Source organism: Devosia riboflavina (assembly GCF_000743575.1).
Lineage (GTDB): Bacteria > Pseudomonadota > Alphaproteobacteria > Rhizobiales > Devosiaceae > Devosia > Devosia riboflavina.
The window spans coordinates 62,615-87,341 of record NZ_JQGC01000004.1; the positions used below are offsets into that span (position 1 = coordinate 62,615).

General features: G+C 61.8%; 27 protein-coding genes. 13 read left to right on the forward strand and 14 right to left on the reverse strand.

Going from position 1 to position 24,727, the window contains the following annotated elements:
* Nucleotides 1–209: 209 nt before the first annotated feature.
* The gene (locus tag JP75_RS05630; protein ID WP_035080415.1) at nucleotides 210–599 is read right to left on the reverse strand and encodes an acyl-CoA thioesterase; all 390 of its coding nucleotides are present in this window, start codon (nucleotides 597–599) and stop codon (nucleotides 210–212) included.
* Nucleotides 599–1,195, reverse strand: coding sequence for a thymidine kinase (locus tag JP75_RS05635; RefSeq protein WP_035080417.1), 597 nt, complete (start codon nucleotides 1,193–1,195; stop codon nucleotides 599–601). The genes JP75_RS05630 and JP75_RS05635 overlap by 1 nt, the downstream gene beginning before the upstream one ends.
* Nucleotides 1,196–1,645: 450 nt before the next feature.
* Here JP75_RS05635 and JP75_RS05640 point away from each other — a divergent pair, with 450 nt between their 5' ends.
* Nucleotides 1,646–2,029, forward strand: a complete 384-nt coding sequence (locus JP75_RS05640) for a DUF2147 domain-containing protein (protein ID WP_035080419.1) — start codon at nucleotides 1,646–1,648, stop codon at nucleotides 2,027–2,029.
* Nucleotides 2,030–2,032: 3 nt separating this feature from the next.
* Here JP75_RS05640 and JP75_RS05645 read toward each other — a convergent pair whose 3' ends face one another.
* From JP75_RS05645 to JP75_RS05655, 3 genes are all read right to left on the reverse strand, one after another.
* Nucleotides 2,033–2,938: a DMT family transporter gene (locus tag JP75_RS05645; RefSeq protein ID WP_035080637.1), complete on the reverse strand. Its 906-nt coding sequence runs from the start codon at nucleotides 2,936–2,938 to the stop codon at nucleotides 2,033–2,035.
* 110 nt (nucleotides 2,939–3,048) lie between these two features.
* Nucleotides 3,049–4,269: an aminotransferase class V-fold PLP-dependent enzyme gene (locus JP75_RS05650; protein WP_152565740.1), complete on the reverse strand. Its 1,221-nt coding sequence runs from the start codon at nucleotides 4,267–4,269 to the stop codon at nucleotides 3,049–3,051.
* 147 nt (nucleotides 4,270–4,416) lie between these two features.
* On the reverse strand, nucleotides 4,417–5,022 hold the full coding sequence (locus JP75_RS05655) for a Spy/CpxP family protein refolding chaperone (RefSeq protein WP_035080421.1): 606 nt from the start codon (nucleotides 5,020–5,022) through the stop codon (nucleotides 4,417–4,419).
* A 169-nt stretch (nucleotides 5,023–5,191) separates the two neighbouring features.
* On the opposite strand from JP75_RS05655, the gene JP75_RS05660 reads away from it, so the two are divergent.
* Nucleotides 5,192–5,371 carry a hypothetical protein gene (locus tag JP75_RS05660; protein WP_035080423.1) on the forward strand — a complete coding sequence of 60 codons (180 nt, stop codon included), beginning with the start codon at nucleotides 5,192–5,194 and terminating at the stop codon, nucleotides 5,369–5,371.
* 72 nt (nucleotides 5,372–5,443) lie between these two features.
* On the opposite strand, the gene JP75_RS05665 is transcribed toward JP75_RS05660, so the two are convergent.
* From JP75_RS05665 to JP75_RS05675, 3 genes are all read right to left on the reverse strand, one after another.
* The gene (locus JP75_RS05665; protein ID WP_035080425.1) at nucleotides 5,444–5,923 is read right to left on the reverse strand and encodes a hypothetical protein; all 480 of its coding nucleotides are present in this window, start codon (nucleotides 5,921–5,923) and stop codon (nucleotides 5,444–5,446) included.
* On the reverse strand, nucleotides 5,923–7,977 hold the full coding sequence (locus JP75_RS05670; protein WP_160194643.1) for an autotransporter domain-containing protein: 2,055 nt from the start codon (nucleotides 7,975–7,977) through the stop codon (nucleotides 5,923–5,925). Before JP75_RS05670 ends, JP75_RS05665 begins: the two co-directional genes overlap by 1 nt.
* Nucleotides 7,978–8,166: 189 nt before the next feature.
* Nucleotides 8,167–9,135: an AraC family transcriptional regulator gene (locus tag JP75_RS05675; protein ID WP_051960399.1), complete on the reverse strand. Its 969-nt coding sequence runs from the start codon at nucleotides 9,133–9,135 to the stop codon at nucleotides 8,167–8,169.
* A 202-nt stretch (nucleotides 9,136–9,337) separates the two neighbouring features.
* Here JP75_RS05675 and JP75_RS25125 point away from each other — a divergent pair, with 202 nt between their 5' ends.
* Nucleotides 9,338–10,003: an SH3 domain-containing protein gene (locus JP75_RS25125; protein ID WP_051960400.1), complete on the forward strand. Its 666-nt coding sequence runs from the start codon at nucleotides 9,338–9,340 to the stop codon at nucleotides 10,001–10,003.
* Between the two features lie 56 nt (nucleotides 10,004–10,059).
* On the opposite strand, the gene JP75_RS05685 is transcribed toward JP75_RS25125, so the two are convergent.
* Nucleotides 10,060–10,359: a PRC-barrel domain-containing protein gene (locus JP75_RS05685; RefSeq protein WP_035080428.1), complete on the reverse strand. Its 300-nt coding sequence runs from the start codon at nucleotides 10,357–10,359 to the stop codon at nucleotides 10,060–10,062.
* Nucleotides 10,360–10,505: 146 nt separating this feature from the next.
* Between JP75_RS05685 and JP75_RS05690 the strand changes: the two genes are divergently transcribed.
* The 6 genes from JP75_RS05690 (at nucleotide 10,506) to JP75_RS05715 (ending at nucleotide 17,683) form a co-directional block, all read left to right on the forward strand.
* Nucleotides 10,506–10,844, forward strand: a complete 339-nt coding sequence (locus JP75_RS05690; protein ID WP_035080429.1) for a PadR family transcriptional regulator — start codon at nucleotides 10,506–10,508, stop codon at nucleotides 10,842–10,844.
* A complete protein-coding gene (locus JP75_RS25130; RefSeq protein WP_051960401.1) occupies nucleotides 10,837–11,484 on the forward strand; it encodes a permease prefix domain 1-containing protein in 648 nt (215 codons plus the stop codon). Before JP75_RS05690 ends, JP75_RS25130 begins: the two co-directional genes overlap by 8 nt.
* Complete coding sequence (locus tag JP75_RS05700) at nucleotides 11,481–12,353, forward strand: alpha/beta fold hydrolase (RefSeq protein WP_051960402.1); 873 nt, start codon at nucleotides 11,481–11,483, stop codon at nucleotides 12,351–12,353. Before JP75_RS25130 ends, JP75_RS05700 begins: the two co-directional genes overlap by 4 nt.
* A gap of 105 nt (nucleotides 12,354–12,458) precedes the next feature.
* Nucleotides 12,459–13,865, forward strand: coding sequence for an HD-GYP domain-containing protein (locus JP75_RS05705; protein WP_035080430.1), 1,407 nt, complete (start codon nucleotides 12,459–12,461; stop codon nucleotides 13,863–13,865).
* Between the two features lie 241 nt (nucleotides 13,866–14,106).
* Nucleotides 14,107–16,626: an excinuclease ABC subunit UvrB gene (gene uvrB / locus JP75_RS05710; protein ID WP_425277266.1), complete on the forward strand. Its 2,520-nt coding sequence runs from the start codon at nucleotides 14,107–14,109 to the stop codon at nucleotides 16,624–16,626.
* A gap of 139 nt (nucleotides 16,627–16,765) precedes the next feature.
* On the forward strand, nucleotides 16,766–17,683 hold the full coding sequence (locus JP75_RS05715; RefSeq protein ID WP_035080434.1) for a three-Cys-motif partner protein TcmP: 918 nt from the start codon (nucleotides 16,766–16,768) through the stop codon (nucleotides 17,681–17,683).
* On the opposite strand, the gene JP75_RS25760 is transcribed toward JP75_RS05715, so the two are convergent.
* Nucleotides 17,638–18,390: a DUF5131 family protein gene (locus tag JP75_RS25760; protein ID WP_084587503.1), complete on the reverse strand. Its 753-nt coding sequence runs from the start codon at nucleotides 18,388–18,390 to the stop codon at nucleotides 17,638–17,640. The two genes, JP75_RS05715 and JP75_RS25760, sit on opposite strands and share 46 nt — an antisense overlap.
* Nucleotides 18,391–18,681: 291 nt before the next feature.
* Here JP75_RS25760 and JP75_RS25135 point away from each other — a divergent pair, with 291 nt between their 5' ends.
* Nucleotides 18,682–19,104 carry a helix-turn-helix domain-containing protein gene (locus JP75_RS25135; RefSeq protein ID WP_152565742.1) on the forward strand — a complete coding sequence of 141 codons (423 nt, stop codon included), beginning with the start codon at nucleotides 18,682–18,684 and terminating at the stop codon, nucleotides 19,102–19,104.
* A gap of 7 nt (nucleotides 19,105–19,111) precedes the next feature.
* Here the strand turns inward: JP75_RS25135 and JP75_RS05725 are convergent, their stop codons facing one another.
* Both JP75_RS05725 and JP75_RS05730 read right to left on the reverse strand, forming a co-directional pair.
* Nucleotides 19,112–19,588 (reverse strand): hypothetical protein, encoded by a 477-nt coding sequence (locus JP75_RS05725; RefSeq protein ID WP_035080438.1) that lies wholly within the window; start codon nucleotides 19,586–19,588, stop codon nucleotides 19,112–19,114.
* A 2-nt stretch (nucleotides 19,589–19,590) separates the two neighbouring features.
* Nucleotides 19,591–20,073, reverse strand: a complete 483-nt coding sequence (locus tag JP75_RS05730) for a hypothetical protein (protein ID WP_035080440.1) — start codon at nucleotides 20,071–20,073, stop codon at nucleotides 19,591–19,593.
* A 622-nt stretch (nucleotides 20,074–20,695) separates the two neighbouring features.
* On the opposite strand from JP75_RS05730, the gene JP75_RS05740 reads away from it, so the two are divergent.
* From JP75_RS05740 to JP75_RS05750, 3 genes are all read left to right on the forward strand, one after another.
* Nucleotides 20,696–21,148, forward strand: coding sequence for a DUF1236 domain-containing protein (locus JP75_RS05740; protein ID WP_051960404.1), 453 nt, complete (start codon nucleotides 20,696–20,698; stop codon nucleotides 21,146–21,148).
* Between the two features lie 110 nt (nucleotides 21,149–21,258).
* The gene (locus JP75_RS05745; protein WP_035080444.1) at nucleotides 21,259–21,540 is read left to right on the forward strand and encodes a hypothetical protein; all 282 of its coding nucleotides are present in this window, start codon (nucleotides 21,259–21,261) and stop codon (nucleotides 21,538–21,540) included.
* 40 nt (nucleotides 21,541–21,580) lie between these two features.
* The gene (locus JP75_RS05750) at nucleotides 21,581–21,871 is read left to right on the forward strand and encodes an SH3 domain-containing protein (RefSeq protein ID WP_051960405.1); all 291 of its coding nucleotides are present in this window, start codon (nucleotides 21,581–21,583) and stop codon (nucleotides 21,869–21,871) included.
* Nucleotides 21,872–21,873: 2 nt separating this feature from the next.
* On the opposite strand, the gene hemH is transcribed toward JP75_RS05750, so the two are convergent.
* Entirely contained in the window at nucleotides 21,874–22,896 is a 1,023-nt protein-coding gene (gene hemH, locus JP75_RS05755) for a ferrochelatase (RefSeq protein WP_035080652.1), read from the reverse strand.
* 115 nt (nucleotides 22,897–23,011) lie between these two features.
* Nucleotides 23,012–24,718 (reverse strand): HoxN/HupN/NixA family nickel/cobalt transporter, encoded by a 1,707-nt coding sequence (locus JP75_RS25765; RefSeq protein ID WP_084587505.1) that lies wholly within the window; start codon nucleotides 24,716–24,718, stop codon nucleotides 23,012–23,014.
* Nucleotides 24,719–24,727: the final 9 nt, after the last annotated feature.

The following is a 24,727-nucleotide window of genomic DNA, read 5'->3' on the forward strand; positions in this document are numbered from 1 at the left end:
TCCGGGGGTGACGCTTAAAACCCGGCGCGGAATTTCATTGCGATGCAGAAACGGGTCCGGCCTTCAAAGAGTTCCGGCCCCGAACGGATTCAAAAGCTTAGGAGACGGCGACCGGTAATGACGTGAAACTTCATAGCCCTGCCCCAGCACCAAAGCGCTTCACACGCCTTTTCGCTCGTCCAGCCTGAACGCAGTCTGAATGTATTGGCTCAGCCTTGCGGGATCACCCGCTTTTGGCCGTTATCGTCAAGAGAAACATAAACGAAGCGCCCCTCGGTAACCTTCTTGCGGTCATCGAGTTCGTGCCGCCGCACCCAGGCCTCGAGGCCCACGGTGATCGAGGTCCGCCCGATCCGCTCGATCGTCGTATAGACGCAGAGCACGTCGCCCACTTTCACCGGCGCGATGAACGTCATGGCTTCCACAGCCACCGTCACCACCCTGCCCTTGACCCGCTCGACCGCGGCAATGGCCCCGGCAATATCCATCTGGCTCATCACCCAGCCGCCAAAAATGTCGCCCGCCGCATTGGTATCGGCCGGCATGGCCAGGGTGCGGATGGTCAGTTGGCCCAGCGGTTCGCTCACGACAGTTTCCATCACTCAGGTCCTTTCACCGGCCAGCGGCCGACCGCCTCTTCCCAATGCTTGCGGCACAGCGAGAGATAGACGGATTTTTCGATCGACACCTGATCGCCATCGGTCAGCACGCGCCCATCCACGCTCTGCCGCACCACCATGGTCGCCTTGGCGCCACAGGTACAGATCGTGCGAATTTCGCGCATCACATCGGCAATGGCCAGCAGTTCCATCGAACCAGGAAAGAGCTTGCCCTGAAAATCGGTGCGCAGCCCGAAGCACATCACCGGAATGCGCAACCGGTCAGCCACGCGCGCCAGTTGCCACACCTGCTCGCGCTCCAGAAACTGCGCCTCGTCGACAAAGACGCAATCGACCTTGGACTCTTCATGCTGGTCGCGGATCGACTGATAAAGGTCATCGCCCGCCGAATAGAGCTCGGCCGGCTCGCTAATCCCAATCCGCGACGAGATCAGCCCGATTCCATCCTCGACATAGAGCGCTGATGTATAGAGCAGCGGCCGCATCCCGCGCTCGCGATAGTTATAGGCGGCCTGCAACAGCAAGGTGGACTTGCCGGCATTCATAGCGGCATAGGAAAAATAGAGTTTGGCCATAGTCCGCCCCGGAAGCTGCGGACCTATTTGACCTAGCCGGCGCCCCGGTGCGAGGGTTTTTCCCGACGGTCCACAAAAAAGGGCCGCCCGTGGGGCGGCCAAGGCCTAGGACCGATCGGCATTCAGCTCAGGCTCAGGCGAAAATGGTGGCTTTCGAGAACCGGAGCGGAACGTACTTTTGGGTACGTGAGCACCGGAAGCGCAGAAAGCTGCCATTTGCAGACCAGCATCAGCTGAATGCCGATCGGTCCTAAGCGTTGAGGCAGAACGGCCTCGGGTAGTGCGTCCGCTGGCCTGGGGGGCTGGTGCGAACGGCGCATCCGGCATGCATGGGCTGCCCCGGAGCATTTCCAGACTAGGCACCTTACATGACGTGCACATGAAAGCCGTTCAGCCAGCATTCAGGCTCGCGAAGCCATGCTGGGTCTACCGAGTAGAGAGTTTCAGCCAATGCGCTTCGCCCGCAGCCTCGCCTTTGCCCTCGCCGCCCTGATCGCCACCCCCGCCCTCGCCTCGCCAGTGGGCACCTGGGAATTGGAGGGCAAGGACACCCGCTTCCAGCTCGAAATGTGCGGAGACGGCACCCAGCTTTGCGGCCTCCTCACCTGGCTCAGCGATGTCGACTACAACGAGCAGTACAAGCCCTATCTCAACCGCCCCATGGCCGACCACATGAACCAGTCAGGCCCCAACCGCTGGAAGGGCGACATAAAGCTCTTCGGCTACAACCTGTCCGGCACGCTGACCCAGAACAGCGAAAACCACATGACGCTGCACGGCTGCGCCCTGCTCGTCGTCTGCAAGACCTACCAGATGTATCGCTACACCGAATAAGGTCTAATTCGTAGCCCTGACCTCAGGCAGCCTCCGGCGCTCCAACAGCGCCGGCACCGCCTCCACCATCACGATGGCCACGAACAGCAACGCCGCCCCGGCATAGCCCACCACCGGCAGCCGATCCCCCAACACGACCGCCCCGCCAAGCGCCGCAAACAGGCTCTCCGCCGAAAGAATGATCGCCGCATTGGCCGGCGGCACATATTGCTGCCCTACCGCCTGCAGCGTAAAGCCCACGGCCGTCGACAGCACCGCCGCATAAGCCAGTTGCACCCAGACGTCCGAGATCTGCGCAATCGTCGGCGCCTCGACCGGCAACGCAATCGCCAATGCCACCGCACCCGCCACGAGGAAACTTACCGCCGAGACGAAGATCGGCAGCTCCGTCTCCTTGGCCAGATGTCCCAGCGTCAGCACATGCATGGCCCAGAACACCGCACTTCCCACGATCAGCCAGTCGCCACCGTTGAAGCTCGAAAGCCCACCGCCATTGAGGAAATAGATTCCAACCAATGCCAGCGGCACCCCGACATAGACGATGGGATGCGGCCGCACGCGAAACGCAAAATAGCCGATCAGCGGCACGAAGAAGACATAGAGCCCGGTCAGAAACCCGCCATTGGTTGCCGTCGTCGTCGCCAGCCCCGCCTGCTGCAACCATGACCCCATGAAGAAGGCAAAGCACAACACGCCCACCAGCAGCCATTGCGCGCGCGACAATTCCACCTTGCGCCGCCGCCATTCATTGATCGCCAGCGGCAAAACCAGCAGCCCGCCGATAATATACCGCGCCCCGGTAAAACTCAGTGGCCCCACCGACCCCATGGCCGATTTCTGCGCCACGAAGGCAAACCCCCAAAACATGGTGCAAAGCAGCAAAAGCAAGGCTGCGAGTGGACGTGACATTTTTTGTTTCTCGTTGGCGGTTTCGGGCAGGCTGCTCCCCACCCCGATGTCATCCCCGCGAAAGCGGGGACCTCTGTTTAGCGGCATTCGTCGGGAAAATGATTCTCCCTCTAAAGCTCCTCATCCAAGGCCTTGATCAGACTCTGGATTTCCTCCGGGCTCGTGTAGTGCACGAACGACAGGCGCAGCACGCCATGCTGCGGATCGATCCCCAGCGCCTCCATCAGCCGCCAGGCGTAAAAATTCCCGCCCGAAGCCATGATCCCGTGCTTTGCCAACCGCTTCGCCACCTCCACGCCCGGCTCGCGATGCCGCAACGCAATCGTCGGCGCCCGCAATTCGGCATCGCCCGGTCCCACCAGGTTCACGTCATTGCGCCCATTGAGATAATCGAGCAGCGGCCGCGCCAGCGCGATTTCCTGCGCCCGCATCGCCTTGTGCGCCCGCCGGAACGGATTGCCCTCGCCCCCAGCGATCTCCGCCACCTGTTCCAGATAATCCGCAATCCCCGCCGAAGCGGCGATCTGCGCATGATCCGGACCAGCCGGCGTCAACCGATAGCGCGGCTTGGCATCGTTGAAGAAGTGCCCCTGGTTCGGCAACTGCATGGCCAGTTCCGGCCGCACCGCCATCACCCCCTGATGCGGTCCATAGGTCTTGTAGGCCGAAAACAGATAAATATCCGCGCCAAGCTCAGTCAGATCCGGCAAGCCATGCGGCGCATAGCTCACCCCATCCACCGCCAGCACCGCACCAACGGCATGCGCCCTCTTGGCAATCTCGGCAACCGGATTGATCTCACCCACCACATTGGAGCAATGCGGCGCAGCAACGAGCTTCACCTTGTCATCGAGCACCGCATCCAGCGCCGCCAGCGCCAATCGCCCGCTCTGCCCATCGACGCTCCACTCGCGCACCTCGATGCCCCGCTGCGCAAGGCGCCGCCACGAGCCCGAATTGGCCTCATGATCTTGATTGGTGACGACAATGGCATCGCCCGGCTTCAGCCACCCGCCAAAGGCATTGCCCAACACATAGCTGTTCGCCGAAGACGACGGTCCAAAGTGGATCCAGTCCGCCGAAACACCAAGCGCCGCCGCAATCCGCTCATAGGCCAGGTTCATCGCCTCTCCCGCCTCGATCGAAGCCGGGTAAACCCCATAAGGCTGCACCTTGGTCGCGCGATAATAATGCTCCAACCGATCGAGGACCGCCTTGGCGGCATAGGAACCACCGGCATTCTCGAAAAACGCCTGGCCCTGCAGGCTCGGCTCGGCAAAGGCGGGGAAGAGCGCGCGAATACGCACCGGGTCCAGAGGCAGATTGGTCATCATCGATCCGTCAAAGAGTGATCGATTGGTAGAGAAGCTGAAAATTAAAGCAAGCCCGGCCGTTGAGAGCCGGGCTTGTCGCGACGCAGGTCCGCGCCGCTGGCCGTCTCCCATATCTGAAGGAGATACAGGAGCCGGATTTATAGGTTAGCGGTTACCGCCACCAAAGCCGCGCGGCCCCTGACCGCCATGCTGACCACGCGGACCATGTTCGCCCTGCGCCGGCATCAGCTCGGCCTTCTGTTCATCCGTCAGGCTATCGAAAAATGCCGCAACGGACGGCTGCACCGCTTCAAGCGCCGCCACATGCGCTTTCTCAACAGCAATCCGGGTTTCGAGCCGCTGCGCCACATCAGGCATTGCCGGCTGTTCGCCTTCCGCCGGCCTCGTCGGGCGCAAGCCTTCGGTCGCGGTCGCAAAATCTTCTGCCGCAGCCAGCGCCGAGGTCTTGAGCGTGTCGAACAGCGCCTGCTGTTCCGTGGTCAGGTCAAGACGATGGCTGAGGCGGACCAGCGCAATCTCGATCCCCTCGCCACCACGCGAGAAATCGAAGAAGCCGCCGATGCCGCCGCCGTTCTGGCGCGGCCCACCGCCCTGCGGACGGAAAGCCTGGTTGCCGGGCCCGCCATCTTCCTGGGTAACGGCAGCGTCGGGCGCCTGCGGAGCCAGCTGGGCCATGGCGGGAGCCACGGCGCTCAAACCGATTGCAGTCGCGACGACGGCCATGAGGGCTTTGATCGAGGTGGAGGTCATAGTGTTTTTCCTTGCATGGGAAACCGGCAGAACCGGAACAACACGACCCTAGCGAGCATAAACTCTTCACGAGATTGCGAGGGCATGAACTCTTGGCAAGGTCGGTAAGGTTGGCCGTGAACTGTGACACCGCCTTCCGCGTTTTCATCATGAGGCAAAGGAGGAGCCCATGACCAAACCCACCGCCCGCCCGACAAACACTCCGGCGTCCCGCCCCATGACCCGCCGTGGCCCCGATGGTCGCCCGCACGAAACCGAAGAGATGGAACAGCGCGCCGCCGAAGCAGAGAAGGCCGACGCCGGTACCCCGCGCCGCGCCCCAGTCACCGTCGTCGGCAATCCGGACTAGCGCGCGCCTCATGCCCAAAAGAACGGGCCGCCCGCAGTTTCTGCGTGGCGGCCCTTCATTCGGAGCGAGCCGCTACTCTCCGAATTCACCAAAGAACAGCGCATGGAGCCTTCCCTCCAGCGGCCGCACAATATCGGCATGGACCATGCCCTGCTCCCGCGTCGCCTGCGCCTCGGCAACCAATCCCACGATATGCTCCCGCATCATCGCCTTCTGATCGTCCGCCAGCGCCGAGGCTTCCAGCAAGGCCAAAGGCTCCTCGAAAACCGCGTTGAACTCATCGAGCGGGATCACAGCCATATAGCCGCTCGCCACCGCGTCATAGGCGGTGACCCAACTCGCCCGATCGAACCCCGCCGCCGGAATCAGATTGGCGCCGAGCGCGTCATAATCGAAGAATATCTCCGCCGCGTCAGCGACCATGCCCTCGCCGGTCTCGTCAGCCAATTGCTCGACGATCCCAACCACCGCCTCGGCCTCCCCGACGGTCAGCGCCATAGCCGGCGTCGCCATCATCAGGCCCGCGGCCACGAGAAAAATCCCAAACTTCATCAGAAAGCTCCCTTGATACCGGCCGAAATAGCCACGGTCGGATCGCGCCCATTGGTCGCCAGATGCACCGATGTCGACAGCGACACCGCATCATTAACCCGATGATCTAGCTCCAGCCCCAGCCGCCCCCAGGTCTGCCCATAGGTCCCCCCGCCAAGCGAGAAGCTGAACAGCCCGTCCACCTGCCCCACGGCCGACGCCGCCGTACCGGTGCGATGCGCCAGTTCCAGCGTCGTGCTGAGCCTCGTGTCTTTCGAAAATTCCGTGACCGCCGTCACACCGACGCGAATATCCGTATGGCCCAGATTCTGCGCCGCAAACCGCGCCGGAAACGGCCCGCCACTCTCGCTATACCCGTCCACATGCAGCGCCCCGAACGACACCGAGGCCCACGGATTGAAACTGGTATTGCCGATCTTGGCCGCCTCCAGCCAATCCGCCCGCACGCGCACCACGCCACCCATGGCATTGGTCTGCCCGCTCGACATTGCCGTCGCCGCACCATTCGAATAGGCCCGATCCACCTTGGCGTTCCATCCGCCCAGCATGCCGGTCACCGACAGCAGCAGCGGCGTACCATCCGGCTGCCAATCCACCTCGCCCAGCACATATTGCCCCACCATATTGGCGGCCCCGCCCAGCGACAGCGCCTGCCACGAAGCCGTCGTGCCCACCGCACCACCAAGCCGCACGGCGCCCCCCGCCAGGTCGACGCAACCCCCGGCCTCCGCCAGCGCCAAATTCGCGCCGCTCTGGCCATAATGGGCAAAATCCCCCGTCGCCCAGGCGCACATGTCGCCCGAAAGATCCGGCGTCAGCATCAATGGCCGGTGGTGCGCCCCATTCATCGGCAGCCAGGTCAGAAATTCCCCGGCATTGGCGATCCCCGCGGCGCCATAAAGCGTCGATTGGTATTCCGCCACATTCATGATGCCGGAGCCTGGATTGGGCCCCGTATCGGCGATGACCCGGGCAATATAGATTTCCCATTCGCCGTCATCGTTCAGCATCGTGCCCGTCACGAGGCTGCCATCCGAATTCGTCGCCTGAGCGTCCGTCAGCGTATAGTCCACCGAAACGCCCGCGCGCCGAAGCCAGTCGGCAACCGACAGCATGCCGGTGTCCTCTTCCCAGCGGAACGCGACATCATCACCTGCGGCCGACTCCGAACGCCCGACAACCACCCGACCATCACCCGAAACAGCGGATGCAGCGCTTTCGTCGCCGCCCAGCGTCCCCAGCTCATACATGCTGCCGCCATTGTATCCGCCTGTCGCCCCTTCGACCCAGCGAAAGGCCCGCAAGTGACCGCCGCCGGCAGCATCCAGCTCGGCCGCCCCGACAATGACGGTACCATCGTCGGAAATGTCATAGGGATTGGTTTCCCAGCCGCCCAGACTGCCCAGTGCCACGTGGCTGACAACGCCGCCCTGGATGCCGCTGATATCGTATCGGTAAGCCTCCGGCGTGCCTCCGGGATACTCTTGGCCAGTTGTGTAGCGGCCATTGCCCGAAATTCCGCCCAGAGTGACGTTGATCGCACCAGTGGCCGAAAGCATTTCGTGCATTTGTGGATTCGAGACGACGCCGGTCGTTGCGTCCTTGATCCACACAAAGCGCGTATCCGTGCCATCGCCGCGCCGCGCAAATCCCACCACGATGCGACCATCATTGGAAACATCATAGGCCATGCTGCGATTGCCGCCGAGCGAGCCGATATATTCGAGCCCGCCATCCTCGGTCCAGCGGAACGCACCCGGCATGGAAATGAAGTTCGAGTAGCCAACGACCACGCTGCCATCCCAGGACACGCCGGTAGCGTAGGAGTTGGCGCCGATATCGGCCCCAAGATCGACCGCATTGCCGCCGCTGTCCCACCGTGTCGCACGCCACAAGCCTGAACCGGAAGCCTGCAGGAGACCAACGACATAAGCGCCATTTCCGCTCATGGCCTGGGAAAGGATTGAACTCGGCTCGTTGGGAAGCCCATAAATCCTGTCAAAGCGGCTCTGCGCCTCCGCCTTCGGAGCCGCGACCAGAGCTGTCGTTGCCATCAGCGCCGCCGCCAACAGCCACCGCCCCCCGATCTGTCGTTTCCGTGTCCCAAAAGCGCGCGCCGCCATAAGTCTCTCCCAAAAGCAAAAGCCGGTCCTTGCGAACCGGCTTTGGCAATTAGGGCACCCATTTCATCAGCTCAACGTGAGCGCCTCTCAGTCAAAACCATTGCCCTTCGCCATAACGGCCTAGACCTCCTCCTCGCCCCGCTTCCACGCCCCCGGCGTCACGCCAAAGCGCCGTCGAAACGCGGTGACAAAATTGCTCACCTGCGCATAGCCCAGTTCCCAGGCAAGCTGCTTGAGCGGCAAAGGCGTCCCCTCCTCCAGCGCCTGCCGCGCCGCATCGAGCCGCGCATCGCGCAGGAAGGCAAACACCGTCGTGCCATAGAGCTGCCGAAACCCGCGATTGAGCCGCTTTGCTGAAAGCCCCACGTCCCGCGACAACGCCTCGAGATCGGGCGGCTCGCGCAAATCGAACAGCAGCCGGTCACGCGCCATGCGCACCTTCGCCAGGTCGCGAGCCGGCAATGTATCGTCCGCCTCATGCGACCGGTCGAGCACGCTGAACTGATGGGCGAGAAATTCCAGCGCCTTGGCCTGGCGGAAAATCCGGTTCATCGGCCCACGAAAGGCCGGGCGCAGCAGCTCCTGCGCCACAAGGCGCAGCTTGGCCGGCAGCGTCGCCATGCCCAGAACATCGTCCTTTCCCCTGTCCAGCGATGCCGTGAACAGTTCCGGCAGGTTGGAATCTCCCCCCACCAGCTCCAGCGCCTCCGGCTCGAGCCGCAGCGACACGGCCCGCCATCCCCGATGCGCATCGATTTCGTAGCGCGCGCGCCTTTCGACCGGCGTCATCACATAGGCCCGACCATCCTCGCGCCAGCTTTCGTTGCCGCAGCCTTCAAGGCTCGCCACGCCCCGGCTCGTCAGGATGGCACCGAGAATAAGCCGTCCCCGGCTCGGCTCGCCCGCCTCCACCTCGATACTGAAACGGCAATCGGGCGTCGCCTCGCTGCGATAAAGCCACAGGCCCGGCAGCACCTGCGTCTCCTCGAGATAGGCCTTGGCGGCCCCATACCGAAAGCTCAGCCGCTCGCGCTCCGCGAAATCCGCGACTTGCGTGTGCCGCCCACTCGAAAACAACCAGTCCGTCATCCGCGTCCCTCGGAAGCAAGCCCGGCACGCTAGAAGAAAATCGCCTTCTGTCAAATCACTGAAATTATGAACGCCGGACGCCAATACATGCCGGAACAGTAAATGGCGCATTCAGTACCAGTTCAGCGCCGGTGAACTTTACTGGCCTCAACAAAGCGGGAGGGGCGGAGGGCCGTACCCCGCAGTTGAGGGACTGAACCAAATGACCAAGACCATCGCACTCACCGCACTCTTTTCCACACTCACCCTGATCGTCGGCACCAGTGCCGCCCTGGCCCAGCCGGGCGTCGCCACCAGCGGCGTCAATGTCCGCTCCGGCCCGGGCACCAATTTCGCCAAGCTCGGCGCGCTCAAGGCCGGCGAACTCGTCGACGTTCAGGAATGCCAGGGCTCCTGGTGCTTCGTCGATCGCCAGGCCGGCAAAGACGGCTGGGTCGCGGCCAATTACCTGAAACCTGCCGCCATCCAGGACGATGCCGACGAGGAAGAAGAGGACGACATCCCGTTCAATTTCGGCGTCACCGTCGGCCCCAATGGCCCGTCCATTTCCTTCGGCGTCGGCAACCAGCCCGCTCCCCTGCCGCAGCCGCCCCAACCCCAGCCGCCGCAAAATGGCGACAAGGCCTGCTTCTATACGGGCATCCAGTTCACCGGCCAAAGCGCCTGCGTTGCCATCGGCGCCAATTCGACCTTCCTCGTGCCCGGCTGGGACAATGAAGTGGAAAGCTTCAAGATCATCGGCACCGGCAAGGTGGAAATCTGCCGCGACCCCAATTTCGGCGGCGGCTGCGCCGTCTATGTCAGCAGCCAGTCGAGCCTCCACCCATCCTATGCCAACAACGTATCGAGCTATCAGACCTACTACTGATCAAAGGAAAGGCCAGGCAATGCCGGGCCTTTTGCTATTCAAACGACTGATGAACCCTAGTGCGGCGGATGCTCCGGCAATTGCTTGAGCTCCTCCTTCGTCCACGACGTCATGGCGTGAATTTCGCCGCCCTCGTCGCGCATGAAGTCCAGTTCATGTAGCGGCAGCGCAACCGGTTTGGCGCCAATGCCGAGAAAACCCCCAACATCGACAACGGCCGTACTGTCCATCCCGACCCCGTCGATATGATCGACAGTGCCGACCTTTTCATCATCGACATCATAAATGATCGCCCCTTCGAGCATTGCCGGGACAAGCTCGGTGCTGGAAAGGCGTACATGATGGCTGTGGTCCATGGTCAATCTCCTTTCATCTCCCAGAGAAACCAATGGCAGCCCTGCTCCGTTCCGTCGGAGCTCAATCACAATGACGAGTGCCCAGCGCGAAGATTGACACACCTATCGGTGCAAGGTATATATACCTATAATCGATAGGTATAGATATGCCCCCTACTCCATCCACTTTCCTCAATGGCATCCCCGAGCTCCTGGTCCTTCGCCTACTGCGCGATCGGGAAATGTATGGTTACGAATTGGTACAAGCCATCCGCGAGGCCAGCGCCGATCAACTCACCTTCGCCGAAGGCGTCATCTATCCGCTTCTCCATACGCTGGAGCGTGACGGCGCCCTCTCCACCCGCCGCCAGACCATCAATGGCCGCAGCCGTGTCTATTATTCCATCACGCCCACCGGTAACGAACGCTTGGACGCCCTCTCCGCCCATTGGCGCGCGCTCACCGGCGCCATCGCCAATATCCTGAAGGCGCCCCATCATGCGTGAGCGTTTCGCCGACCTTCTCGAAGACCTCCTTCGCGCCGGCATCTCACCGCGCCGCGCAAACCGCTACGTCCGGGAACTTTCGGACCACCACGCCGATCTCATTGAACATCTGGAGGCACAAGGCCTTTCCCACCAAGAAGCCGAACAAAGCGCCACGCAGCGCCTCGGCTCTCACGATACGCTGCTGTTACCCATGCTCGCCGATGCCCGTTTCCGCAGCATGGCATCGCGCTGGCCCGCCGTGGTCTATCTCGTCCTGCCCCTCGTCTCGCAGATCATCCTGGCACTCCTCGCAGCGATATTCCTCATCGCCGCGGCTTCGACGCCCCTTCGCCCCGCTCTGATCGATCTCGCCTCTGGCGCCGCTATCCTATGGCTCACCGGTTCCGTCATCCTGAGTTGGGCCGCCATTCTCGCCGCCCATCGCCGCCGCGCCTCCATGCGCTGGCCGGTTATCGCAGCCTTGGCCGTCGCCACTCTCGCTGCCGCCGTAAATATCGGTGTCACTATGCCCGTGGCAGAAATCCATGGCGAAATCACCCTCGCCCTCACGCATCCGTCGCCGCTATCTCTGGTTACCCTCGCGGCCCTGTCCCTGCTGCCCCTCGTTCTCCATTTCCGCGCGAGGTCCGCGACATGAAAAGCCTCGCCGCTCTTTTCCTGCTCACCGGCGCGGCAAGCGCGGCCCCGGAAGCCCATCACCTGACCCGCCCCGACGGCAGCCTCATCCACTACACAATCGACCGGGCCGCCGAGCCCGCCACTGGCCTCCTCGTCCTCAGCCAGGGTTCCGGCTGCCGACCCGGCGCCCAAAACGCCGCACTCGCTACGGTCCGCGCCGCCTTCTCCGCCTATGACACTCTGATCGTCGAAAAAGCCGGCATCACACCCGATATGGAGATCGACGAACTCAACTGCCCCGCCGACTTCTACGATCGCTACACAGTCTCCCAGCGCATCGACGACTACGAAGCCGTCCTTTCCACGCTCGGCCCTCCACCCAGCCGCGTCGTCCTTTTCGGCGGCTCCGAAGGTGGCCTCGCCATGGCCATCCTCACGACCAGACTGCAAGCCGACGCCGCCATCATCTTCTCCTCCGCCACCGGCACCAGTTTTGGCGACATGGTGAAAAGCACCGTCCCGCCCGAAGGCCATGCCCACATCGATGCCGGCTTCGCCGCCGCCCGCGCCAATCCCGACAGCAGCGAGCTTTTCGCAGGCCACGCCTATCGCTTCTGGGCCGACATTCTCGATTACCGCTCCATTGATTATATGCGCCAAACCGACACGCCCTTCCTCCTCATCCAAGGCGGCCTCGACACCTCCTCCCCCCTCGCCGCGGCCCGCGCCACGGCCGATGCTTTCACCGCCGACGGCCGTTGCAACCTGACCTATTGGGAATTCCCCGCCCTCGACCACGGCATGCTCGACCCCCAAGGCGCCTCCCATCTCCCCTCAGTTGCGGCGATGGCCGCCGCCTGGGCGGAGAACCCCATCCCTGCGCGCTAACCCATCGGTAGTCGCGCCTCGGGTAAGTAAAACTCGGCGCGCGGTCGATGCGTCCCATTAAGAGTTTTCCCGTAGAACTGACGGTGAAATGGTGGGAGCGCAGGCATGAAGGACGTCGTTCATCTCTCGGAAGTCGTGGGTGCGCTCAGCTACGCCCTGGACCTCACCGAGGGTCAGCCGATCGGTCATAGCCTCCGCTGCTGCTGGATCGGCATGCATATCGGCAAGCGTCTGGGCTTGTCCGAAGCATCCCTGTCCGACCTCTATTATACGCTCCTGCTCAAGGACATCGGCTGCAGTTCCAATGCGGCGCGTATCTGCAAGCTCTATCTGACCGACGACCTGAGCTTCAAAGGCTCCTACAAGCTGATCGACAACAAGCTTCCCGAAGTCTTGCGGTTTTTGCTCGCCAACACGGCGCGGAAATCCGGCTTCGTCGAACGCCTGCAGACCATGATCAGTGTCGCGCGCAGCAGCGGCGAAATCGCTCGCGAACTGATCGAAACGCGCTGCCAGCGTGGCGCCGACATCGTCCGCAACATGCATTTCTCGGAAGCCGTCGCCCACGGCATTCTCGATCTCGACGAACACTGGGATGGTTCCGGCCAGCCGTTGCAGCGTCGCGGCCGCGATATTTCCCTCTTTGCCCGCATCGCCCTGATCTCGCAGGTGGTCGACGTCTTCTTCATGCGCGGCGGCGCGCCCGCTGCCGTCGCGGAAGTGAAGAGCAGGTCCGGCCGCTGGTTCGACCCCGAACTGGTCTCGATCGTCGCGACCTTGGAAAGCGACGCCTTCTTCTGGCTTCCCCTCCTCGCCAATGATCTGCCGGATCGCGTCGCCGATCTCGAACCGCAAACCCTCGTGCGCTCCGTCGATGAAGACTATCTCGACGACATCGCCGCCGGCTTCGCCCAGGTGGTCGACGCCAAGAGCCCCTTCACTGCCGGCCACAGCGATCGCGTCTCCCTGTTCGCCGATCTCATCGCCGAAGAGCTTGGCTGCGATGCCGAACATCGCCGCTGGCTCAAGCGCGCCGCCCTTCTCCACGATATCGGTAAGCTCGGCGTTTCCAATACCGTTCTGGACAAGAATGGCCCGCTCGACGAGGAGGAATGGGAGCAGGTCCGCAGCCACTCGCAGCTTGGCCGCATCATTCTCTCCAAGATCAGCGCCTTCCGCTCCATGGCCCGCATCGCCGGCGACCATCACGAGCGGCTCGACCGCAAGGGCTATCCTTTCGGCATCGGCGCCGCCGAGATCGACCGCGACACCCGCATCGTCACGGCCGCCGATATTTTCGACGCCCTCACCGCCGACCGCCCCTATCGCAAGGCCATGCCGGTTCCCGCCGCCTTCGAGGTGATGGAACGCGGCCTCGGCACGGCCATCGATCCCGAAATTTTCGCCGCCCTGAAACGCGGCTTCGCCCGCATCAACGGCATCGTCGAAGCCCCGGCTCCCGCAGCCGACGCCACAGAGGACAAGCACGCCGACGCGGCGAACGCCGCCTGAGGCCCGTTCCCTCTCCGTTCACAATATGTTAAAAGCCGCGCTCCGTTTCCCTGCTGACATTGCGTGACAGGACACCCATCTTAGGGTCACCCTGCACCATCCGTTCTGCTGAAGAAGAGCCCGCGCCATGGCCCCCAAGACGACTCGCCCCGGCAAAGCCGAATTTTCCATCGACGAGTTCTTCGCCGAGATCGAAAAGGCCGAGGATCTACAGGCCAACAAGCCGCTCTACGCCGAGCGCATGAAAAACAAGCGCGCCCTCGACCGCGCCGAAGCGGCCGAGAAGGAAGCAGCTCAACCCAAAACGGCCCTCGAAAAGCGCCGCACCACCAAGTCGAGCCACGACACCGCCACCGGCATGTCGGCCAAGACGGCAAAAACCAAGATCAACTCCGTCGACCGCGTCGACTTCGACGGCTTTGGCGAGGCCCCGCAAGCCGGCTTCGGCCATGTTCCCTCGGCCGCGACGCGTAGCGCGCAAACCGAAAAGCCCATGACCGCCCGCGAGATTTCGCGCATCGCCGCCGCCGATCCCGAGGCGCAGGCAAAAATCCGCGAAGCCCTCGATGTCTCGGTCAAGAAGAATAAGGCCAAGAAGGGCGAGAGCCTCGAAAACGCCACCACCGTCGGCATCACCGCCACGGTGAAGGCCCTCGAACAGATCATCCTCCACGGCCGCAAGGAAGTGGAGGGTTCTTCGCCATGGGTCCCCCATCGCCCGGAACGCCCAGAGAAACTTGAGGGTGGAAAACCCTTCAAGCTCGTGACCGATTACGAGCCGCGCGGCGACCAGCCCACCGCCATCGGCGAACTGGTGGAAGGCATTTCCAACGGCGAAACCGACCAGGTGCTCCTCGGCGTCACCGGCTCGGGCAAGACCTTTACCGTCGCCCAGACCATCATGCGCACCCAGCGCCCGGCGCTGATCCTTGCGCCCAACAAAACCCTCGCCGCCCAGCTCTATGGCGAGTTCAAGCACTTCTTCCCGGAAAACGCCGTCGAATATTTCGTGTCCTACTACGACTACTACCAGCCGGAAGCCTACGTTCCGCGCACGGACACCTATATCGAGAAGGAATCCACCATCAACGAGCAGATCGACCGCATGCGCCACTCGGCGACGCGGGCGCTGATGGAGCGCGACGACGTCATCATCGTCGCCTCGGTGTCGTGCATCTACGGTATCGGCTCGGTGGAAGGCTATTCCGCCATGATCATCGACGTGCACCAGGGCGAGAGCATCGACCAGCGCGAAATGCTGCAAAAGCTCGTCGCCCTGCAATACAAGCGCAACGAGCAGGCCTTTACCCGCGGCACTTTTCGCGTGCGCGGCGATACCGTCGAAATCTTCCCGTCCCACTATGAAGACGCCGCCTGGCGCGTCTCCCTCTTCGGCAATCAGGTCGAAAAGATCGTCGAATTCGACCCACTCACCGGCAAGACCGTGGGCGAACGCAAGTTCATCCGCATCTATGCGAATTCCCACCACGTCACCCCCCGCGCCACCACCACCGGCGCCATAAAACTCATCCGGCAGGAACTCGCCGGCCGCCTGCAGGAACTCAACGGCGCCGGCCGCTTCCTTGAAGCCCAGCGCCTGGAACAGCGCACCCTCTTCGATCTCGAAATGATGGAAGCCACCGGCTCCTGCGCCGGCATCGAAAACTACAGCCGCTACTTCTCCGGCCGCCGTCCCGGCGAGCCCCCTCCGACGCTCTTCGAATATCTGCCCGACAATGCGCTTGTTTTCGTCGACGAAAGCCACGTCACCATCGGCCAGCTCGGCGCCATGTATCGCGGCGACCTTCGCCGCAAGGCAACCCTGGCCGAATACGGCTTCCGCCTGCCCTCCTGCATGGACAACCGCCCCCTCCGCTTCGAGGAGTGGAACGCCATGCGCCCGCAATCGGTCTATGTCTCGGCCACCCCTGGCTCATGGGAAATGGAACAGGCCGGCGGCGTCTTTGCCGAACAGGTCATCCGCCCCACTGGTCTCATCGATCCCCCGGTCGAAATCCGCCCCGCCACCCATCAGGTGGACGACGTCATCGACGAGATCCGTCAAACGATCAACAAGGGCTATCGCACCCTCTGCACGGTCCTCACCAAGAAGATGGCCGAAGACCTCACCGAATACATGCACGAGCAGGGTATTCGCGTGCGCTACATGCACTCCGACGTCGACACCATCGAACGCATCGAGATCATCAGGGATCTCCGCCTCGGCGCCTTCGACGTGCTGGTGGGCATCAACCTCCTGCGCGAAGGCCTCGACATCCCCGAATGCGGCCTCGTCGCCATTCTCGACGCCGACAAGGAAGGCTTCCTCCGCTCCGAAACCTCTCTCATCCAGACCATCGGCCGCGCCGCCCGTAACGTCGATGGCAGGGTGATCCTTTATGCCGACAAGGAAACCGGCTCCATGGAGCGGGCCCTCGCCGAAACCACCCGCCGCCGCGAAAAGCAGATCGCCTACAACGTGGCCAACGGCATCACGCCCCAGAGCGTAAAAGCCCGCATCAACGACATCGTCGACAGCGTTTACGAGCAAGACCACGTCACGATCAGCATTGGCAAAGGCAAGGACGGCAAGGAAAAGGTCGTCACCGGCGACAACCTCGCGACGGTCATCAAGGACCTCGAACGCGAAATGCGCGAAGCCGCGACGAACCTCGAGTTCGAAAAGGCGGCGAGATTGCGCGACGAGGTCAAACGGCTACGCGAGATGGAGCTGGATACGTTGTCTGGGGAAGTGGACTAAGCCACAATCGAGCCGAGTTAAACTAGCGCCGGCCTTCTTTCTCTCTCCAGTTCTAGGTGAGAGTTAGGACTAGACGAGCATCTGCGTGTAGACAAAAAGACAACAGCGCGATCTTCTTTACTTGATAGGGGAGATTCGTGTGAAAAAGCCATTTCGTGGAAGTCGCGACACAGACGCCAAACTGTCAATGCTTCATGATTATCTGAAGCACTATTCCATAGCCCTGCAAGACCAAGGGTTCGCCCGACTTTACATCGATGCGTTTGCTGGAACGGGCAGCAAAACCGAGACTCGTCCGGCGTTACCTCTGTTCGGACCAGAGTTCGCTGAACCTCATGAAGTCAATACGCCCGGCTCGGCTCGCCTTGCCCTGTCGGTTGAACCCCCATTTGATACGCTCGTCTTCATTGAGCAGGACCAGGACAGATTTCACGAACTGGAGCGCCTCGCATCTGAGTATCCCGATCACAAGATATTTCTGAAGAACGGTGATGCTAATCAGAACGTGAAAAGGCTCTGTTCTGGGGTGCCTTGGCACAAGCGGCAAGGCGATGTCCTTGGTATGCGGGGGGTCATTTTTCTTGACCCGTTTGGCATGGAGGTCGAGTGGTCCACGGTGGAGGCGGTCGCCGCCACCGAGGCGCTCGACTGTTGGTACTTTTTTCCACTGTCGGGCCTGTACCGCAATGCACCGCACGACCGCGCAAAGCTTGAGCGAGGAAAAGAGGAAAAGCTGGATAGGTTGCTTGGCACCACCGACTGGCGAGAACGTTGGTATCAGCACTCGGTACTACCCGAAAATATGTTCGAAAGCGAAACAGAAGCAGTTCGCCGCGCGGACGTTGATGCAATCGAGGCCTACGTCTCAGAGCGGCTAGCGAGCGTATTTAAGGGCGGTGTGATGCCCCCGGTTAGGCTTAGGCACAACAACAATGCCCCAATGGCATCTCTGTTTTTTGCGGTAGCGAACCCGAGTCCCAAGGCAACCGCGTTGGCTAAGCGCATTGCAAGCTACATTCTCAAACCAGGCAGTTCATCCCACACGCGGTCGCGATAGGTGCGTCCGGCCGCCTTCTTATTTGTTCCGCCCCACTGCTTGAAGAAGAAGGCTGTGCCCGACCGCTTGCATGCCGAATGTATTTCATCAACCCAGGTAGCGTTCATCGGGCGCGATTGGGGGCCGGACTCACCGCCAACTATGGCCCAATGAATATCATCCAACTCTGCCCCCGCTACTGATCCTATCAGCGGCTCGAATGACACGAAACGAACCTCAGCCGGCACGGTGCGCAATTGATTGAGTCGATTAACAACTCGACTATCCTCAACGCTCGTGCCGAGCCAGACGTTTTGCAGAACATCAAAACCCCCGCCCGACAAAACAGAAGACATTCGGTCTGGACGCTTCGTTAGTATCTGAAATGTATGCTGACGTGCCCCAGCCATGGCTGACCACACTTTGCGGATGAACTCCACCGGAACGTCGGGATGGAAGAGATCCGACATGGAATTGACAAACACCTTCCTCGGTCTCTTCCAGGTCGACGGAATAGAAAGCGCAGCATCATCCAGTACGATTTTGCCTGTCCATTTCGCACGCCCACCTGACTTTCGTGTGGTCCCCACGTACTTATCGACCCCCATCGCCTCCAGGCGAGCCGCCATTCTCATCGCATAGCAATTGGTGCACCCCGCCGTGGCTATCGTGCATCCAGCCACAGGGTTCCAAGTGGCATCGGTCCATTCAATTGACGTGTCAGCCATCTGATAGTTCTCCTGAACGCAGGATGTGACAGCTGCGTAAAGAAACCGTGATGGAACAAATAAGGAACACAGTCAAACCAACTCAAGGTGATCGAGAGCAGGAAGAGGTCTCGACGACCTCCTACAGCACAACAAACTTCGGCATTGGGCTAAATCGTAAGAGAATGCGACAAGGTTGTCGCCTCGGTAACCAGATATCACCGATAGAATAGTTTCCGGCGCTTCGTTTTGTGCCAGTATGTATTCATCTGTCTTGGCGGCGTAGATTTGGCGATCGCCAAGGAGGTGAAAATGACGATCTCCGATTCCTCAACCTACAAATCTAACGTCTACTCAAAATGGGGAGAAGCAGCTCTTGCCGGCTTCCAGGCCGTGCCGGACCTTTTGTTGCGTCGCCAGCATGAGCTTCGCCTGAACACCACAGACTTAGTCGTTCTGCTGAACATTCTAATGCACTGGTGGTATGCCGACAGCCCGCCGTTTCCGCGCCCGACTTCAATCGCTCAACGAATGGGCCTAAGTGTGCGTTCAGTCCAGAGATCCGTAAAAGACCTTGAGGCTATGGGCTTCATAACGCGAAGCCACGATTGGCATGGAAACGCAGTTCTTGACCCTTCAGGTTTGGTCGCGCGTCTCAGAGAAATTGCACAAACCGATGTGCACTTTTTAGCGAGACGTCAGAGACTGCAAGAGAGCGGTCGCCTCGAGTCATAACCGCCACTCACCCCAACCATAACCTAAACCGCCGATCCACCGCCGCGCCCGGCGCAAACTCCTGCACCAGCCGCACCAGCTCCTTCGGCTTCACCGCCAAATGGCTCGCCGGCACCAGCACATGCCCGCCATCGGCCAGAAAAATCTCCAGCGTCCAGCCCGAGGACCCGGCGCTGCGATAGCCGAGCGATCGAAAATGGTCCCAGGGAATGACCACCGGCACGGCAATGCGATGATCGACAAACCCCTCCGGCCCCAGCGTCACTTGCGGCGAGCGGTCGAGCAGTTTTAGGAGATCATAGAAACCAAAAAACACGCCGCCCGCGATCAGCAGCAGCGCGAGCCATAGCGCCTGCCCCGCTTCGCCGCTGAAAAATGCCCGGGCAAGGATAAAAATCCCCAGGAGCACCATGGCGCCCTTGACCATCACCAGCAGGATGCTGATCACGCTGCGATCGGTATAAATGTGAATGGTCCGATCCATGCCTAGCCCGCCGGGCAGGCCTCCAATATCCGGTCGATTTCCCCCTTGCCACTCTTGGCGCCGAATTCACCCAAAACCTCGCCATCCACGCTGACCACGAACCCGCCGCGCAGTAGCGTCGTCAATTCCGGCCCGAAACTGGTAATCGTGCCGACCGAATAGCCATTGTAGTCGCTGACCTCGCTCTCGAAGGCAAAGCGCGTCCCCGCGCCCTCCAGTACGACCGCCGCCGGCTTCGCGCCCGCCGCCGCCGGCCCATCCACATAGATGGTGAGCACCACGTCGGCATAACCCTCCTGGCAATTCACCGCGACCGTCACATCGCCGCTGCCTGGCTCGTACCAGGCGAGGAACAGGTCGTTGACCCCGCTCATATCCTCTTCCTGCAGATGCCAGCCCTCCGGCACCTCCTGCCCCATGGCCGCGGTTCCCAAAAACCCCGCCATCAGTGCCGCAGGAAAACCCAGACGTGAAAACCCCAGCATCGGCAATCTCCCCTCCAAGATTGCCCCACTCTAGCGCCTCCGCGGCAAAAGTAGAGTCCGCCGGCCGACCCAAACTTATTCAACTTATCCCCGCCCCGAAAACCTGTGCCATCATTCCCCCGTTCCCGCCGATAACACGCGGCACCGACGAAGTGCCGGGCGGGAAGTCGGGTTTGCTCGGGGTCGCCTGGGCGAATGCGTGGATGCCGACCACCGGCCAGACGGCGGTGAGCCCCCGTTGCATCTTCGGATGCTTCCGACGGCGATCCGGACCGCAAACCCCAAAAGGGGGCCGCTCGAGGCGTGCGCAAAAAATCCCGAACTTGGGAAGCGGCTTTCGCCTCTTCATTTTACAAATCTTCGGGGCGAAAGCCGCTCTCCACCGTGCGCCCCATGGGCGTCGCGACCGTGCGCCCAAAGGGCGTCCCAACCGTGCAACCGCGACGCCCCACAGGGCCGGGCGGCGCTTGCGCGCGCGTGGCGGAATTTCCCAAAGGCATCAGCGATTTGCGCGTAGAATCAAGCCCTTGCACGGCGCGCTTGAATCAAAAAAGCCGGAACCAAATCCGGCGGCTCCCGGTTTCTTGGCCATTGCCAAAGGCGAAAGCCGAAGGAGATAAAAATGAAGAAATTTCTGATTCCGATCATTGCCTCTGCCGCGCTGGTGGTTCCCACCCTGGCGCATGCCCAGATCATCAAGAGCGAACCTGAAGCCGAAGCTGCCGGCGGCGCCGTTGTCGGCGGCACGGCGGGCGGCGTCACCGGTGCCGTCGTCGGCGGCCTCATCTTTGGCCCCATCGGCGCTGCCATTGGCGGCTTTGCCGGGGCTACCATCGGCGCCGGCGCCGGCATCGAAGCCTCCTCGGTCGACTATGTCCGCCTCAACCCCACCGAGCCCGTCGTGCTCGAAGGCGACATCGACGTCGGCTATGCGGTCCCCGAAGCCATTGTCATTCACCCCATCGAGGGCGATCCGGCCTATGGCTATTTCTACACCCAGGACCGCGTCTACTTCGTCGACCTCTCCAATCGCGCGGTCGTCTATTCTCCCGGCATCGTCGTTGCCGCAGAATAACGACTTTTACAACGGCCGCCCCCGGGCGGCCGTTTCGCATCAGCCGGTCCTATTGCCCCGATAAAAAACCTTCGTTGGACGCGATTTAGCTGCAGCGCCAAACTCGCCCCATGACCGAACGTCTCTCCAATGGCGGCCCTCCCCTCGACGACGACCACACCCCACCCTGGGGCCGCAATGGCATCGGCCGCTATTTCGAATGGGCCGCGGCCAAGAAAAAGGCCTTCGACGCCCCCTACGACGTCGCCGTCCTCCGCGCCCGCCGCGCCGCCCTCATCGGCCTCACCTACGAGGAATATACCCTGGAAATCCTCGAACGCGGCCGCTACCTCGGCACCGGCGATGTGGAACGCATCGCCGAAATCAAGCGCCACCGTCCGATCCGCTACTAAGCGCCTTGCAAGCGCCATCGTGCCAGCGCAAGAGTGCCCCATGCGCATCCTGTTCGTAGCGGCCCTCGCCGCCCTGACCATCACCCCGGCCCTGGCCGAACCCACTGCCCGCGTCTCCGGCGGCAACATCGCCGTCCGCACCGGCCCCGGCATGTTCTACGGCATAATCGGCCGCATCCCCGACGGCACGGAAGTCACCCTAGACTATTGCACCCGCGACGATCGCTGGTGCTTCGTCACCGACACAGGCTGGGTCGACGCCTCCTGGCTCGTCGGCTGGTCCGCCAAAATGCGCGTCACCCCACCCGACTTTTCAGGCCCCGGCTGGTGAGGCTACAGCCAGCCCTTAAGCTCGCGCCGCACCATATCCTCAATCATCTCCATGCCCGCGGGGCTGTCATTGAGGCAGGGGATATAGGCGTATTTCTCGCCCCCAGCATGGAGGAAAGTCTCCTTGCCGCCCATGGCGATTTCTTCCAGCGTTTCGATACAGTCAGCCGAAAAGGCCGGCGCCAGAATCGCGACCTTCTTGATGCCCCTCCCCGGCAGTTCTTCCAGCGTCTTGTCGGTATAGGGCTGCAGCCATTCCGTCGGCCCGAACCGGCTCTGGAAAGTCACCATCAGCTTCTCCTTGGGCCAGCCAAGATATTCACGCACCAGCCGCGTCGTCTTGTGGCACTGGCAGTGATACGGATCGCCCTTCTGCAGATATTCCACCGGCATGCCGTGATAGCTGGTGATCACCAGGTCCGGCTCGAAATCAAGCGCCGCCACACCGTCGCGGATCGAATTACCCAGCGTCTCGATATACTTCGCATCCTCGAAGTAAGCGGGCGTCGTCCGCACCGCCGGCTGCCAGCGCATGGCTTTTAGCGCATCAAACGCCTTGTCGTTCGCAGTAGCCGTCGTCGTAGCAGAATACTGCGGGTAGAGCGGCACGAGGAGTATTTTTTGGCAGCCCGCCTTCTGCATCTTCTCAAGCACGCTCTGCGTCGATGGATTGCCATAGCGCATGGCATATTCAACCATCACGCCATCGCCGCTCATGCGTTCCGCCAGCGCCTCGGCCTGCCCCCGCGTGATGACGCGAAGCGGGCTCTCGTTGCGCTCCTTGTCCCATATCTGGGCATAGGCATGCCCAGCCTTTTGCGGCCGAAAATTCAGGATGACCAGGTTGAGAATCGGCCACCAAAGCCACTTCGGCGTCTCGATCACCCGCGGGTCAGAGAGAAATTCCTTGAGGTAGCGCCGAACGCTCCAAAAGTCCGTGGCGTCGGGCGTTCCGAGATTGAGCAGCACCACGCCAATCTTGGGCGCAACAACGGACGGATGACTAGGGGGCAGATGATCGGACATGGGGGCGCCAGTTTGGAAATCTTCCAGAGTTGCCGGCAACATAGAACTTTCTCGCCCCGCCGCAAGGCGGCTATGGGTCGCGCTTTCGCTTGCGCTGGATCAAGACGGTGCGGCTCTAGAGGCTGGCCATCAACAGGAGGATGCCGAACAGCAGCACGAAGACCGCCCCGGCAAGCTCGGCCCACCAGACGATTCTCTGCGCCAGGGCGCTGTCTCCGCCGCCGAGTCGGCTCACCAATCCCTTGGCGCCCACCGCCAGCGACGCCAGCACCGCCACGGTGATCGCCGTCCCCAACCCCATCAGCAGCACCGAGACCACGCCCGCCAGGAGTACGCCCTGCGATAGTGCGAAGACCATAACCACTAGTGCGCCGGAACAGGGTCGCAACCCCACAGCCAGCACCACGCCCAGCTTCTCCCGCCAGCTCCCCTTGAGGTCCCCCGGGCCAACCGCATGGTGCATGTGCTCGGTATGATGCTCATGCACATGGTCATGCTCGTGATGGTGCGCGTGATCATGACCATGATCGTGATGATGGTCGTGGTGATGATGGTGATCATGCCCATGGCCGTGCCCATGATCACCATCATGATCATGCCAGATATCGCGCTTCACCGGCTCTTCATGGTGCTGGTGGTGGTGATGCCCCCATCCAAAAACCTTCCGCGCAATCAGCCAAAGCCCTAGTGCAACCACTATGGCATAGCTCAAGACTTCCACCCAATAAGCGGCATCGCCGAGGGCCGTGCTGGTCAGCTTCAACACTCCAGCCAAGACCAGCACAAAGCCGATCGCCACCAGCGATTGCAGCAGCGCCGACAGCGCACTGAGCGCAATGCCCTGGCGCAATTGCCGCTCATTGGCGAGCACATATGACGAGATGACCACCTTGCCATGCCCCGGCCCGGCAGAGTGGAAAACGCCATAGAGGAAGCTCAGCCCGCCCAGCACCCAAAATGCGGTCCAGTCCGTCCGCATCCGATCGAGCGCGCTGGTCATGGCGGCATAAAAAGCCTTCTGCTGGTCCCTCACCCAGCCAAAAAATCCCGTGCGCGGCAGGTTGAGGCCCCGCTCCGGCGGCGGTCCGCCAAAGGGCGCGGCCGGTCGGGCTTGCGCCACATGCTCCGTCGCCTGCAAGGCCGTCGTCGCCACCGGCGCTTCACCGCATGAAATGACGATCATCCCCTGCGTGCCGCGCATCGCCGCAGCCAGATCCGGCGGTAGTTCCAGCACGTCCGGCCCCAGTGCATAGAGCCGGTCTTCGGTCGTCTTATCCATCGGTCGCGGCGGCACCAGTTCCGTCCCACAGCTCGCCGGCGGATTCTCCAGCGTCACATGCCCGACATCGGCAAAGCTGATCGCCACATAATATTCGGCGTCGAAGATCCCCAGTTCAAACCGCGCCCCCGGCGCAACCGGCTCCACAGCATTGATGGAAAAATCCAGCGTGACCTTGTTGTCCTCATAGCGCATGCGCTGGTCGCCCACAGGCGTGAAATGCACGCCATCGCCGGCCACGGTGTAAAATCCATAGTCGGCGAGCCCGACCATGTTCTCGTCCGCCAGTTCCTGCATTTCCTCTGACGAGACGACCCCATCGCCATTGGTATCGAGCCCCTGCACCATCCACACGGAAAAAGCCGTGTCAAAAGTCCAGCTATTGCGCAGCGTCGCGATCCGCCCCGCATCGTCGAAAACGACGGCCACCTTGGCATCGATGAAAATGTGCGGATGCGCCATCGCCGGCTGCGCCAGCCCGAGCAGCACCAGAACCAGCCCTGCAAGCCGCAGCGCCCACGCCCCAAATCGCGAAAAACCCACGCCCCAAAC

Excerpts from the sequence above, each read along its gene's own strand:
- JP75_RS05630 (WP_035080415.1), bottom strand. The coding sequence starts at position 599 with ATGGAAACTGTCGTGAGCGAACCGCTGGGCCAACTGACCATCCGCACC.
- JP75_RS05635 (WP_035080417.1), bottom strand. The coding sequence starts at position 1,195 with ATGGCCAAACTCTATTTTTCCTATGCCGCTATGAATGCCGGCAAGTCC.
- JP75_RS05640 (WP_035080419.1), top strand. The coding sequence starts at position 1,646 with ATGCGCTTCGCCCGCAGCCTCGCCTTTGCCCTCGCCGCCCTGATCGCC.
- JP75_RS05645 (WP_035080637.1), bottom strand. The coding sequence starts at position 2,938 with ATGTCACGTCCACTCGCAGCCTTGCTTTTGCTGCTTTGCACCATGTTT.
- JP75_RS05650 (WP_152565740.1), bottom strand. The coding sequence starts at position 4,269 with ATGACCAATCTGCCTCTGGACCCGGTGCGTATTCGCGCGCTCTTCCCC.
- JP75_RS05655 (WP_035080421.1), bottom strand. The coding sequence starts at position 5,022 with ATGACCTCCACCTCGATCAAAGCCCTCATGGCCGTCGTCGCGACTGCA.
- JP75_RS05660 (WP_035080423.1), top strand. The coding sequence starts at position 5,192 with ATGACCAAACCCACCGCCCGCCCGACAAACACTCCGGCGTCCCGCCCC.
- JP75_RS05665 (WP_035080425.1), bottom strand. The coding sequence starts at position 5,923 with ATGAAGTTTGGGATTTTTCTCGTGGCCGCGGGCCTGATGATGGCGACG.
- JP75_RS05670 (WP_160194643.1), bottom strand. The coding sequence starts at position 7,977 with ATGGCAACGACAGCTCTGGTCGCGGCTCCGAAGGCGGAGGCGCAGAGC.
- JP75_RS05675 (WP_051960399.1), bottom strand. The coding sequence starts at position 9,135 with ATGACGGACTGGTTGTTTTCGAGTGGGCGGCACACGCAAGTCGCGGAT.
- JP75_RS25125 (WP_051960400.1), top strand. The coding sequence starts at position 9,338 with ATGACCAAGACCATCGCACTCACCGCACTCTTTTCCACACTCACCCTG.
- JP75_RS05685 (WP_035080428.1), bottom strand. The coding sequence starts at position 10,359 with ATGGACCACAGCCATCATGTACGCCTTTCCAGCACCGAGCTTGTCCCG.
- JP75_RS05690 (WP_035080429.1), top strand. The coding sequence starts at position 10,506 with ATGCCCCCTACTCCATCCACTTTCCTCAATGGCATCCCCGAGCTCCTG.
- JP75_RS25130 (WP_051960401.1), top strand. The coding sequence starts at position 10,837 with ATGCGTGAGCGTTTCGCCGACCTTCTCGAAGACCTCCTTCGCGCCGGC.
- JP75_RS05700 (WP_051960402.1), top strand. The coding sequence starts at position 11,481 with ATGAAAAGCCTCGCCGCTCTTTTCCTGCTCACCGGCGCGGCAAGCGCG.
- JP75_RS05705 (WP_035080430.1), top strand. The coding sequence starts at position 12,459 with ATGAAGGACGTCGTTCATCTCTCGGAAGTCGTGGGTGCGCTCAGCTAC.
- uvrB (WP_425277266.1), top strand. The coding sequence starts at position 14,107 with ATGAAAAACAAGCGCGCCCTCGACCGCGCCGAAGCGGCCGAGAAGGAA.
- JP75_RS25760 (WP_084587503.1), bottom strand. The coding sequence starts at position 18,390 with ATGGCTGACACGTCAATTGAATGGACCGATGCCACTTGGAACCCTGTG.
- JP75_RS25135 (WP_152565742.1), top strand. The coding sequence starts at position 18,682 with ATGACGATCTCCGATTCCTCAACCTACAAATCTAACGTCTACTCAAAA.
- JP75_RS05725 (WP_035080438.1), bottom strand. The coding sequence starts at position 19,588 with ATGGATCGGACCATTCACATTTATACCGATCGCAGCGTGATCAGCATC.
- JP75_RS05730 (WP_035080440.1), bottom strand. The coding sequence starts at position 20,073 with ATGCTGGGGTTTTCACGTCTGGGTTTTCCTGCGGCACTGATGGCGGGG.
- JP75_RS05740 (WP_051960404.1), top strand. The coding sequence starts at position 20,696 with ATGAAGAAATTTCTGATTCCGATCATTGCCTCTGCCGCGCTGGTGGTT.
- JP75_RS05745 (WP_035080444.1), top strand. The coding sequence starts at position 21,259 with ATGACCGAACGTCTCTCCAATGGCGGCCCTCCCCTCGACGACGACCAC.
- JP75_RS05750 (WP_051960405.1), top strand. The coding sequence starts at position 21,581 with ATGCGCATCCTGTTCGTAGCGGCCCTCGCCGCCCTGACCATCACCCCG.
- hemH (WP_035080652.1), bottom strand. The coding sequence starts at position 22,896 with ATGTCCGATCATCTGCCCCCTAGTCATCCGTCCGTTGTTGCGCCCAAG.